This is a genomic window from Pinisolibacter aquiterrae (assembly GCF_019160155.1).
GTDB lineage: Bacteria > Pseudomonadota > Alphaproteobacteria > Rhizobiales > Ancalomicrobiaceae > Pinisolibacter > Pinisolibacter aquiterrae.
The window spans coordinates 54,543-66,841 of the sequence record NZ_JAFNIH010000051.1; the positions used below are offsets into that span (position 1 = coordinate 54,543).

Sequence of the window (12,299 nt, forward strand, 5' to 3'; positions counted from 1 at the left end):
GGCGTGTCGGGGTGCTGGAACATCGGAGCGAGGCGGCGGGGCGGCGCGGCCGTCGGCAAACGCGCGCGCCCCGGGGAGAAGGGCTCAGCCCTCGACGGCGTTGCCGACGACCTTCTGGGCGCCCTTCAGGCCGATCTTCAGCGCGGCGAGATAGTCGTTGGGCTTCTTGCCGTCGTAGGCGATGCCGTCCATGAAGCCGGTGTCGACGGGCTTGTAGCCGTCGGAGCCGAAGGGGAAGTCCTCCTTCTTGGCCTTGCCCTCGGCGACCAGCAGTTCGGCGGCCTTCATGTAGATGTCGGGGCGATAGACCTTCTCGGCGGTCTCGGCGTACCAAGCGTCGGTCCGGCCGGTCGGGATCTGGCCCCAGCGACGCATCTGCGTGAGGTACCACACGGCATCGGAGTAATAGGGGTAGGTGGCGAAATACTTGAAGAAGACGTTGAAATCCGGGACCGGGCGCTTGTCGCCCTTCTCGTATTCGAAGGTGCCGGTCATCGAGTTGGCGATGACCTTCTCGTCGGCGCCGACATAGTCGGACTTCGAGAGGATCTTCACCGCCTCGGCGCGGTTCTTGCCGTTGCCCTCGTCGAGCCACATGCAGGCGCGGATCATCGCCTTGGTGATGGCGAGGAGCGTGTTGGGGTTCTCCTCGGCCCACTTCTTGGTGACGCCGAAGACCTTCTCCGGATTGTTCTTCCAGATCTCGTCGTCGGTGATCACCGGCACACCGATGCCCTTGAACACGGCGGCCTGGTTCCACGGCTCGCCGACGCAGTAGCCCATGATGGTGCCGGCCTCCATGGTGGCGGGCATCTGGGGCGGCGGCGTCACCGACAGCAGCGCCTCGGCGAGGATCTGGCCGGAGACGTTGTCGGGGCTGTAGAAGCCGGGGTGGATGCCGCCGGCGGCGAGCCAGTAGCGCAGCTCGTAATTATGGGTGGAGACGGGGAAGACCATCCCCATCTTGAAGGCCTTGCCTTCGGCCTTGAGCCCGTCGATGACCGGCTTCAGGGCGGCGGCGGAGATCGGATGCTTCGGCTTGCCGTCCTCCATCGGGACGTGCTTCTTCATCTCCTCCCAGATGGCGTTCGACACGGTGATGCCGTTGCCGTTCAGATCCATCGAGAGGGGGGCGATGACGTCGGCCTGGGTGCCGAAGCCGATGGTGGCGCCGATCGGCTGGCCGGCTAGCATGTGCGAGCCGTCGAGCTCGCCGGTGATGACACGGTCGAGCAGGACCTTCCAATTGGCCTGCGCCTCGAGCGCGACCTGGAGGCCCTCGTCGTCGAAATAGCCCTTCTCCAGGGCGATGGCGAGCGGCGCCATGTCCGTGAGCTTGATGAAGCCCAGCTTGACGACGTCCTTCTCGAGCTTCAGCGGCGCGGCTACGGCCTTCGAGACGACCGAGGTCGAAACGACGGCGGCGGCGCCGATGGCGGCGCCCGACAGAAGGAAGCGGCGGCGCGAAAGTCCGGAACGGGTCTGGTGGTCGGTCATGGTCACCCCTCGAAAAAGCGAACTGGCAGGTTCGGATCACCAGGGGTCACGCGCTCGAAGACGCTCGACGATCGACATCCTCCGCGTCTCGATCGCTCCCCCTCTCGGGACGAAGGCGATGATCGCGGGAAGATGGCGCCCCTGACACAGGGAGGCCCGTCTGTGGGCTCCCATCCGTCGGACGGTCGGTCGTCGTTGACCGCGCTCTTCAATACAAGAGCCGTGCCAAGCGCAGGGCGCCTTCGATAATTCCAATGTGAACAATGAATTGAGCCGAATTCGCGGGGTTCCGCGACCCGCCGCGTGCGGCGCCTCTGCTCAATGCTGCATCAGCGAAGAGAGGCAGCCGGCTCATTTTTGAAGCATGCGAAACGGAGCGGCAGCGGCGTCGGCACGAAAAAAGGGAGGCGTCGCCGCCTCCCTCGGGATCGTCGTCCGGCGCGCGGAGGAATCAGGCGAAGGACGCCATTTCCTCGAAGGCGAGGCGCGGCGAGCGCGGGAACAGCTTCGCCGGATCGCCGTGGCCGATGTTCATCAGGAACAGCGACTTCGCCGAGCCGTCCGGGAAGAAGGCGGCATCGCAGACGGCGGCATCGAAGCCCCCCATCGGGCCGGTGTCGAGGCCGAGGCCGCGCAGGGCGAGCAGCAGATAGGCGGCCTGGAGGGCGGCGTTCATGCGGGCGACGCCCTCGGCGTGGGGCTGGCCGGCGAACCAGGAGCGGGCATCGGCATGGGGGAAGAGCTGGGGCAGCTTGTCGTAGAAGGCCGGGTCGAAGGCGAGGATCGCGGTGACCGGCGCCGACATGGTCTTGTCGAGGTTGCCGGGGGAGAGGCAGGGCTTCAGCCTCTCCTTGCCCTCGACGCTCGACACGAAGACGACGCGCAGCGGCGAGCAGTTGGCGCTGGTCGGCCCCATCTTGGCGAGATCGACGGCCTGGCGCAGCAACGCGGGATCGACCGGCTCGGCGGACCAGCCGTTGTGGGTCCGGGCCTCACGGAACAAGAGGTCGAGCGCGGCGCCGTCGAGGGTGGGGGTAGAGGTCATCGGATCTCGCTTTCTGTCCTTGCGGCGCGTGGCCACGGGAAGGCCGGCCCTGCGTCCGTCCGGTCGGTTCGGAGGTGATCATGCCGGGCGCGCGCCGCAAGGGGCGTTTCGTTCGACACTGCGTTCGAGGATCGCGCCCGATCGCTCATCCCACCGACCGAGCCGCCGACCCCTCCGGCGCCAGTCGCGCCAGGAGGTCGGCCAAGGGTTCGGGCCGGGCGATGTGATAGCCCTGGGCCATGTCGACGCCGATCCGCGCCAGTTCCGTGAGCGTCGTCTCGTCCTCGACGAACTCGGCGATGGTGACGGCGCCGATCTTGTGGCCGATGTCGTTGATGCTCTCGACGATGGCGCGGTCGACCGGATTGCCGGTGAGTTTGCGGACGAAGCTGCCGTCGATCTTGATGTAGTCGGCCGGGAACTGCTCGAGATAGGCGAAGGAGGAGAGACCGGCGCCGAAGTCGTCGAGCATGATCGCGTAGCCGGCGGCGCGCAGATCCTCGACCAGCCGGCCGGCGTGGGTGATGTTGTTGATCAGCGAGGTCTCGGTGATCTCGAAGCGCAGACGGTGCGGCGGCAGCGAGGAACTCTCCAGCGCCTCGGCGAGGAAGGCGAGAAGGCCGGGATCGTCGAGACTGTTGGCGGAGAGGTTGATCGACAGCGCGAGACGCGGCACCGCCAGGATGGCGTGGTCGAGATGATGGAGCACGCGGCGGATCATCCAGCGGTCGATCGAGCCCATCAGGCCGTAGCGTTCGGCGGCGGGGATGAAGGCGCCGGGCGGCAGCAGCCGGCCGTCGTCGTCGATCATGCGCACCAGCAGTTCGGCATGGCGATGGAGATGGCCACTCGGGCGCAGATCGCGGATCTCCTGGGCGTAGATCTCGAAGCGATCGGTGTCGAGGGCGGCGCGGATGCCGGCGGCGGTGTGCAACTCGGCGTGATGGCGGCGGGCGTCGCCCTCGGAGACGTGGTAGACCGAGACCCGGTTGCGCCCGGCCGCCTTGGCGGCGTAGCAGGCGACGTCGGCCCGGCTCATCACGTCGGCGGCGAGCGGCGTCTCGGCGTCGAGACGGGCGATGCCGACCGAGGCGCCGACCTCGTAGACGCGACCGGCCCAGGAGAAGCGGATCCGGCCGATCTTCTCGATCAGGCGCTCGGCGATGGTGCGGGCGTCGTCGATGTCGCAATCGACCAGCAGGACGCCGAACTCGTCGCCGCCGAGGCGGGCGACGACGTCGTGGCGGCGCATCTGCTCGCGGATCAGGCGGCCGACCTCGCGCAGCAGCGCGTCGCCTGCGGCGTGGCCGGCGGTGTCGTTGATGATCTTGAAGCGATCGAGGTCGAGGAAGCAGAGCGCATGGACCGCGTCCTCGCCGGCCGCGTCGTTGCAATACTCGGTCAGCGTGTGCTCGAAGGCGGAGCGATTGCGCAGGCCGGTCAGCGCGTCGTGGGTGGCGAGCTGGGCGAGTTCCTTCTGGAGCGTGCGGGAGCGGGTCACGTCCTGGAACACCAGAACGGCGCCGAGCAGTTCGCCGTTGGCCTTGCAGACCGGCGAGGCGCTCGCTTCCACGTCGATGCGGGCGCCGGTGCGACCGATCAGGATGATCCCGTCCTTGTCGGCGATGCGCTCGCGGCTGGCGAGGGTCCGGGTGATCGGACAGGGCGCGACCTCGTCGTCGTCGCGCACCACCTGGAAGACGCTGCTGCAGGGGCGACCGAGGGCGAGGCTCGCCGACCAGCCGGTGAGGCCTTCGGCGATCGGATTGATGAAGGTGACGAGCCCTTGGGCGTCGGTGCAGATGACGCCGTCGCCGATCGAATGAAGGGTGATGCGCAGGCGCTCCTTCTCGTTCTGAAGGGCCTCGGTCAGGCGGCGGTTCTCGGTGATGTCGGTATGGGTGCCGATCATGCGCTGCGGGCGACCGTTCGCGTCGCGGGCGATCACCTTGCCGCGGTCGAGAATCCACAGCCAACTCCCGTCCTTGTGGCGCATGCGGAACTCGCATTCGAACTGCTCGGTCTCGCCGGCCAGATGGCGGTGTTCCTCGCGCAGCAGGTGCGGCAGGTCGTGGGGATGGATCAGCGCCAGCCAGGCGTCGCCCTCGCAGGAGAGTTCGCCCGGCTCGTAGCCGAGCATGCGCGACCACATCGGCGAATAGAACGTGTCGCGGCGGCGGTAGTCGTAGTCCCACACCCCCTGCCCGGCGCTCTCGAGGGCGAAGTTCCAGCGGCTCTCGGAGAGTTCCAGCTCCTGTTCGGTGCGCCGGCGCGCCTCGATGTCGTTCATCTGGGCGATCAGATAGAGCGCGCGGCCACTCCTCTCGTCGCGCACCAGGGAGACCGCGACGAAGACCCAGACCGGGGAGCCGTCCTTCTTGCGGAACTGCTTCTCGAGCGAGAATTCGGCGATCTCGCCACGGGCGAGGCGCGCGAAGCGGTCGTCCACCGCCTCCGGGCTCTCGCCGACGGTGATGTCGGCGGAGCGCAGGCCGATCAGTTCGTCCGGCGCGTAGTCGAGAAGCTCGCAGAGCGCGCGATTGACCGAGAAGCAGACGCCGTCGGTATCGAGCAGCGCCATGCCGAAGGGGGACTTCTGCATGGCGTCGCGGAAGTGGCGCTCGCTGGCGGCGATGCGGTTGCGTTCGCGCTCGAGATCGGCGCGCAGCAGCGACAACGACACCGGCACGGTCGCCAGCAGCGCCGAGGTCGCCAGGAACAGCGTCGCCTCGGACATGGCGATGACGTTGCCCGAAGCCCAGCGCGCCACCGCGACGGCTAACAACATGATCAGGGAGCAGATCGAGGCGCAGGGTCCGGGAAGGCGCAGGCCGGCGACGACCAGCGGCATCACCGCCACCGGCAGGAGATCCGACGCGGTGGCGACCGAGACCCAGACGATGGCGAGCGACAGGCTCAGGTGAGCGGCGGCCTCGAGCATCGCCTCGACCCGAAAGCGCCCACGACGGCGCAGGCGATTACCCAGTTCGCCGATCGAGAGCACGATCAGCGTGCCGGTGCTCTCGGCGACCCAGCGGCCCAACGCCAGGGTCATGGGATCGGTGCTCTGGAAACGGCCCACCACCAGCGCGGCGAGCACGCTCCCGGCGGCCGGCACGACGATGCCGACCAGTCCGACGATGCGCACCCATTGAACGGGGGTGCGGTCCTCGTCCGGGGGGTTCTGCGTCGAGAGCAGGACGAGGCCGGCCAGGACCTCGACCACTCCGACCAGCGCCAGCGGCCCGGCCTCGGCGAGGGAGACGCCGGCGAGACGATGCGCGAGGAGGCCGGAGGCGAAGACCGTCGCGGCGCCGACCAGCGTCATCCGGCCGGAGAAGCGCGTCATCGCCACGATCGCGAAGCCGGTGGCGAACCACGGCACGTCGGCGGAGGCGGCGACGTCGTCGAAGACCGTCGAGAGGACGGAGAGCGCGAGATGTCCGACCGCCAGCGCGGCGAGCATCCACGGGTGGGGTTCCCCAGCCCTCACGGGTCGATCGACGCGTCCCAACACCGAACAATTCTCCTTCGGGAACAAGCCCCTTCCCCGGCTCGCTCACCTTCTCTTGACATCCCTAATATTCGGTGAAGCCCACGACGTGCACAGCTCCGGCAAAAGCGGCGCGCAGACGCCCACCCTACTCGAGCAATACCTCGCCCTACGTCATGCCCCAACGTCAATGTATTCGGCAGACCCTTAACTCGATCTTAATCATCCTTTTTCATGATGTTCGGAAAATCAACAAGTATACAATTCCTTCAAAGACGAAACCCGAGCAAAACCCCACCACCTTCGAGTAATCGACGATTACTCACACGCGGCGACGCGGGGTCGTGAAGCGCCGAGGAAATCGACGGATGACTGAGACTTCGACTTCGATCGACATCGCGCGGCGGTTGCGCCATGCGCGGATCGACCAGACGACCTGCACGGACCTGCGCAGCGTGTGGACGCGGATCGAACCGGCTCTTCCGGCCATCCTCGAGCGCTTCTACGACCATGCGCGCGGCGAGCCGGAGCTCGCCCGTCTGATCGGGTCGCGGGCCGCCGATCTCGCGGGCGCGCAGAAGCGGCATTGGGCGCGGGTGTTCTCCGGCCGGTTCGACGACGACTACGCGCAGTCGGTGGTGGCGATCGGCCGGGCTCATCATCGCATCGGCCTCGAGCCCCGCTGGTACATCGCCGGCTATCAGTTCGTCCTCAACGAGATCGTGACGCTGCTGATCACCGGGGCGGGCTGGCGCAAGGCGGCGCTCGCCCGGTCGATCATCGCGCTCAACAAGGCGGTTCTGCTCGACATGGATTTCGCGATCTCGGTCTATCAGGACGTGCTGATCGAGGAGCGCAGCCGCCAGGGGCAGCATCTCGAGACCCAGATCTCGGCCTTCCGCTCGACCAGCGCGCTGATGCTCGACGGCGTTCGCGACAATTCCACCCGGATGGCGGGCACCGCCCACACCCTCACCAGCCTCGCCGAGGGCGCCAAGACCCAGGCCGGGAGCGCGTCGTCGGCGGCGCAGACGACCTCGTCGATGGTCTCGTCGGTGGCCTCGGCCTCGGAGGAACTGAACGCCTCGATCGAGGAGATCTCGCGTCAGATCTCGACGGCGACCGGCATCGTCGAACACGCCAACGCCATGACCACCCAGATGGCCTCGGCGGTGTCGCGGCTGGCGGAATCGGGCAACAAGATCGGCACCGTCGTCGGACTGATCCAGGCCATCGCCGCGCAGACCAATCTCTTGGCCCTCAACGCCACGATCGAGGCGGCGCGCGCCGGCGAGGCCGGGCGTGGCTTCGCGGTGGTCGCGGCGGAGGTGAAGAACCTCGCCGGACAGACGGCGCGCGCGACCGAGGAGATCTCGCTCCAGGTCGGCGACATCCAGACCGGCACCGGCGCGGCGGTCGACGCGATCGAGGAGATCGGCTCGATCATGCGCGACATCGGCGGCGTCACCGGCTCGATCGCCGCGGCGATCGAGGAACAGGGCGCGGTGACGCGCGACATCGCCCACTCGGTGGTCCAGGCGGCGGAGGGCACCGCGACGCTGGCGCGTTCGGTCGCCTCGGTGGAGACGGCGATCGGCGAGACCAGCCGCAACGCCGACGAGGTCAACGGCGCGGCGGCCGAGTTCGGCCGCCAATCGGCGGCGCTCGCCGACGCGGTGCGCGACTTCCTGGAGCGGCTGCACGACGAGGCCGCGACGGCACCGGCCCGCGCGCGGTCCTGATCCCGGCTCGCGACCGCGCGGCGCGCCCGCGTCGTCGCGTCTCGGCCGGAAACGGGACCCGCCCCTGGCGAGGGCGGCTCGGCACTCCCATATGCTCGAGGCGTCCGGCTCGCGAGCCGGACGCTTTTTCCGTTCTCACCGCCGTCTCGGACGAGGGACCATGTCTCAGCTCTTCACACCACTCACCATCGGCGATCTCGTTCTGCCCAATCGGGTGATCATGGCCCCCCTCACCCGGTGTCGCGCCGGTGAGGGACGCGTGCCGACCCCGTTGATGGCCGAATATTACACTCAACGCGCCGGCGCCGGCCTGATCCTGACGGAAGCCACCTCGGTGATGCCGATGGGCTGCGGCTATCCCGACACGCCCGGCCTGTGGTCGAAGGAGCAGATCGAGGGCTGGAAGGGCGTCACCAAGGCGGTGCATGCCGCCGGTGGGCGGATCTTCGCGCAGCTCTGGCACGTCGGGCGGATCTCCGATCCGGTCCATCTGCACGGCGAGCTGCCGGTGGCGCCCTCGGCGGTGCGACCGGCGGGCCATCCGAGCCTGCTTCGGCCGATGCGCGAATACGTCACCCCGCGCGCGCTCGAGATCGAGGAGATCCCGGCCATCGTCGCGGCCTATGCGCGCGGCGCCCGCAACGCGCTCGAGGCCGGGTTCGACGGCGTCGAGATCCATGCTGCCAACGGCTATCTGATCGAACAGTTTCTCGCCACCAAGACCAATCTGCGCACCGACGACTTCGGCGGCGCGATCGAGAACCGGATGCGCTTCCTGCTCGAGGTCACCGACGCGGTGGTCGCGGTCGCCGGGGCGGGCCGGGTCGGCGTGCATCTGTCGCCGCGCTGCGACGCCAACGATTCCGGCAACGACGATTCGATGGAACTCTTCCCCGTGGTGGCGCGCGAACTCGGCAAGCGCAAGCTCGCCTTCCTCTTCACCCGCGAGGCGGAGGGGCCGGATTCGCTGATGCCGATCCTGCGCAGCGAGTTCGGCGGGCCGGTGATCGCCAACGAGAAGTTCACCCCGGAGACCGCCGAGGCGGCGATCGCCGAGGGCCGCACCGACGCCGTCGCCTGGGGCAAGTTCTTCATCTCCAATCCCGACCTCCCCCGCCGTCTGAAGACCGGCGCGGCCTTCGCCCCCTTCGACATGACGACCTTCTACGGCGTCGGCGGCCTCGGCCCGAAGGGCTACACCGACTATCCCGCGCTCGGCTGAGCGCGGCGCGGCGCGACCCCACGAGACTCTCGCCGTCGCCGCGTTCCGGTCTATTGTGACCGGCGGCGCGGCGACGACGGAGCGAGCGACGGGATGACGGCGACGGGCGGCTACCGAATTCTGCACGGCGGGGAGAGCCACGTCTTCGCCGACCTCGCGACCCTGATGGCCTGCGCCTCGCCACGCCGCTCCGGCGACGAACTGGCGGGGATCGCCGCCGCCACGGATCGGCGCCGGGTCGCGGCGCGCATGGCGCTGGCCGACCTGCCGCTCGCCACCTTCCTCGCCGAGCCGCTGATCCCCTACGAGGACGACGAGGTCACGCGCCTGATCCACGACGGCCACGACGCGGCGGCCTTCGCGCCGGTCGCCTCGCTGACGGTCGGTGAATTCCGCGAGTGGCTCCTCTCCTGGGAGGTCGACGCCGGCGTGCTCGCCCGGCTCGCGCCCGGCCTGACGCCGGAAATGGTCGCGGCCGTCTCCAAGCTCTGTCGCAACGGCGACCTCGTCGCCATCGCCGCCAAGACCCGCGTCGTCACCGGCTTTCGCTCCACTCTCGGCCTGCCCGGCCGGCTCGGCGCGCGGCTTCAGCCCAATCACCCGACCGACGACCCCCAGGCGATCGTCGCCGCCACGCTCGACGGCCTCCTCTACGGCATGGGCGATGCGGTGATCGGCATCAACCCGGCGACCGACAACGTCGAGGCGACGATCCGGCTCCTGCGGGTGCTCGACGACTTGCGGCAGCGGTTCGAGATCCCGACCCAGTCCTGCGTGCTCGCCCATGTCACGACCACGATCGCGGCGATCGAGGCGGGCGCGCCGGTCGATCTCGTCTTCCAGTCGATCGCCGGCACGCAGGCCGCCAACGCCGGCTTCGGCGTCTCGCTGGCGTTGCTGAAGGAGGCGCGGGAGGCGGCGCTGTTGCTGAAGCGCGGCAGCGTCGGCACGAACGTGATGTATTTCGAGACCGGCCAGGGCGCGGCGCTGTCGGCGGACGCCCATCACGGCATCGATCAGCAGACGGTGGAGGCGCGGGCCTACGCGGTGGCGCGGACCTTCTCGCCGCTCCTCGTCAACACCGTCGTCGGCTTCATCGGTCCGGAATATCTCTACGATGCCAAGGAGATCACCCGGGCGGGCCTCGAGGATCACTTCTGCGCCAAGCTGCTCGGCGTGCCGATGGGCGTCGACGTCTGCTACACCAACCACGCCGAAGCCGATCAGGACGACATGGACGACCTCGCGTTGTTGCTCGCCAATGCCGGCGTCAACTTCCTGATCGCGGTGCCCGGCGCCGACGACATCATGCTCAACTATCAGAGCCTGTCGCATCACGACGTGCTCAGGCTACGCCATCTGCTCGGGCTGCGGCCGGCGCCGGAATTCGAAGCCTGGCTCGGCCGCATGGGGCTCTCGGACGATCGCGGCCGGGTGCCGCCGCTCGGCGCCGGCACGACGGCGGCGCGGCGGCTTCTGACGGCGGGAGGGGCGGCATGAGCGGCGACGACGGTTGGGAGGCGCTGCGGCGGGCGACGCGGGCGCGGGTGGGGATCGGGCGCGCCGGCGACGGCCTGCCGACGCGCGAGCTGCTCGCCTTTCAGATGGCGCATGCGGCGGCGCGCGACGCGGTCCACGGCCGGGTCGCCTTCCAGGCGATGGCCGCCGCCCTCGCGGATCGCGCGGTGATCCGGGTGGCGAGCGCGGCGCCCGACCGGGCGACCTATCTGCGCCGTCCCGACCTCGGCCGCAGGCTCGGCGAGGGCGAGGCGGCGCGCCTGCCGGCGGGGCCGTACGACGTCGTCTTCGTGATCGCCGACGGGCTCTCCTCGGCGGCGGTGGAGGCGCATGCGGTGCCGTGTCTCGACGCGACGATCGCCCGGCTCGACGGGCTCACGATCGGGCCGATCGTGCTGGCGTCCGAGGCGCGGGTGGCGCTCGGCGACGCGATCGGCGCGGCGATGGGCGCGCGGGTGGTGGCGGTGCTGATCGGCGAACGGCCGGGCCTCAGCGCCGCCGACAGTCTCGGCGCCTATCTGACCCACGCACCCCGCCCGGGCCGGCGCGACAGCGAGCGCAACTGCCTCTCCAACATCCACGCCCACGGGCTGACGCCCGAGGACGCCGCGGTGAAGCTCGCCTGGCTGATCCGCGAGGCGCTGCGCCTCGGGCTCACCGGCATCGACCTGAAGGAAGCCGCCCCCGACCCCGCCCTCCCCCCGCCCGGCGGCGGGCGGGTTCCGGGGTGAGGGAGTTTCGGGCCACGCCCCCGTGAGGGGGCGACCTCCGCCCCTCGAGCGCCGCTCGGTACTCCGCATCGTTTCGATCCACGCCCCCGTGAGGGGGCGACGCCGTTACAGGCGCCCGCGCCCGCGCCGTCGGCGTTTCGATCCACGCCCCCGTGAGGGGGCGACGACGGCGCCGTGGCGCACGTGGCCCTCGAGTCCGGCGTTTCGATCCACGCCCCCGTGAGAGGGCGACGCGGGCCTCGGTCGGGGCCGCCAATGCGCGAGGAGTTTCGATCCACGCCCCCGTGAGGGGGCGACAGGTCGAATAGCTACTCTCGAAATGGGGGTCGTCGAGGTTTCGATCCACGCCCCCGTGAGGGGGCGACATCTTCTGGCGGCGACGGCCGACGATCGGCTGATGTTTCGATCCACGCCCCCGTGAGGGGGCGACGTGATCGCCCGAGCGAATTTGTCGATTTCCCGCTCGTGTTTCGATCCACGCCCCCGTGAGGGGGCGACCGGCAATACTCCTGATGTGCCGCATCCGTTGCGGCGTTTCGATCCACGCCCCCGTGAGGGGGCGACCCCAGCCCCTGCGAATGTTGACGCCGACGTCGGTGTTTCGATCCACGCCCCCGTGAGGGGGCGACACGGGACGATGCTTCTGCGGATCGGCGGGGGCGGGTTTCGATCCACGCCCCCGTGAGGGGGCGACCCAACTCGTTGACCCGCGCAGGCACCGCCACGAGGTTTCGATCCACGCCCCCGTGAGGGGGCGACCGCCCACCTGGGTCGTCCCAGCGACGTCGGCCGAGTTTCGATCCACGCCCCCGTGAGGGGGCGACCGAAGGTCCGTATCATCTAGAGCGAGGCTCGCATGTTTCGATCCACGCCCCCGTGAGGGGGCGACGCCGTCGACGTCGACGGGCTTGTAGCCGCGAATGACTGACGTGCTCCCCATTTTCCTGCCGGTCATAAGTTTGGTCCGGCGGTGATCTGGCCCTGATCGGACCGGGTGGCGAACACCGACGGCGCGAGGCCGCCGAGGCTCGAATGGGGGCGGAGGGTGTTG

Annotated in this window: 7 protein-coding genes and 1 CRISPR repeat array; of the genes, 4 read left to right on the forward strand and 3 right to left on the reverse strand. The window is 69.3% G+C overall.

Going from position 1 to position 12,299, the window contains the following annotated elements; genetic code table 11:
- Positions 1 to 84 precede the first annotated feature (84 nt).
- The 3 genes from J3S89_RS20135 to J3S89_RS20145 all read right to left on the reverse strand — a co-directional run bounded on the left by J3S89_RS20135 (position 85) and on the right by J3S89_RS20145 (position 6,008).
- Complete coding sequence (locus J3S89_RS20135) at positions 85 to 1,497, reverse strand: ABC transporter substrate-binding protein (protein WP_217930540.1); 1,413 nt, start codon at positions 1,495 to 1,497, stop codon at positions 85 to 87.
- Between the two features lie 451 nt (positions 1,498 to 1,948).
- Positions 1,949 to 2,542 carry a malonic semialdehyde reductase gene (locus J3S89_RS20140; RefSeq protein ID WP_217930550.1) on the reverse strand — a complete coding sequence of 198 codons (594 nt, stop codon included), beginning with the start codon at positions 2,540 to 2,542 and terminating at the stop codon, positions 1,949 to 1,951.
- Between the two features lie 145 nt (positions 2,543 to 2,687).
- A complete protein-coding gene (locus J3S89_RS20145; protein WP_217930551.1) occupies positions 2,688 to 6,008 on the reverse strand; it encodes an EAL domain-containing protein in 3,321 nt (1,106 codons plus the stop codon).
- Between the two features lie 395 nt (positions 6,009 to 6,403).
- On the opposite strand from J3S89_RS20145, the gene J3S89_RS20150 reads away from it, so the two are divergent.
- From J3S89_RS20150 to eutC, 4 genes are all read left to right on the forward strand, one after another.
- Complete coding sequence (locus tag J3S89_RS20150; RefSeq protein ID WP_217930554.1) at positions 6,404 to 7,777, forward strand: globin-coupled sensor protein; 1,374 nt, start codon at positions 6,404 to 6,406, stop codon at positions 7,775 to 7,777.
- A 160-nt stretch (positions 7,778 to 7,937) separates the two neighbouring features.
- On the forward strand, positions 7,938 to 8,999 hold the full coding sequence (locus J3S89_RS20155; protein ID WP_217930562.1) for an alkene reductase: 1,062 nt from the start codon (positions 7,938 to 7,940) through the stop codon (positions 8,997 to 8,999).
- A 93-nt stretch (positions 9,000 to 9,092) separates the two neighbouring features.
- Positions 9,093 to 10,499 carry an ethanolamine ammonia-lyase subunit EutB gene (locus tag J3S89_RS20160; protein ID WP_217930565.1) on the forward strand — a complete coding sequence of 469 codons (1,407 nt, stop codon included), beginning with the start codon at positions 9,093 to 9,095 and terminating at the stop codon, positions 10,497 to 10,499.
- Positions 10,496 to 11,248: an ethanolamine ammonia-lyase subunit EutC gene (gene eutC / locus J3S89_RS20165; protein WP_217930567.1), complete on the forward strand. Its 753-nt coding sequence runs from the start codon at positions 10,496 to 10,498 to the stop codon at positions 11,246 to 11,248. Before J3S89_RS20160 ends, eutC begins: the two co-directional genes overlap by 4 nt.
- Before the next feature lie 4 nt (positions 11,249 to 11,252).
- A CRISPR array of direct repeats spans positions 11,253 to 12,137; the repeat unit is 31 nt; unit sequence GTTTCGATCCACGCCCCCGTGAGGGGGCGAC.
- Positions 12,138 to 12,299 lie beyond the last annotated feature (162 nt).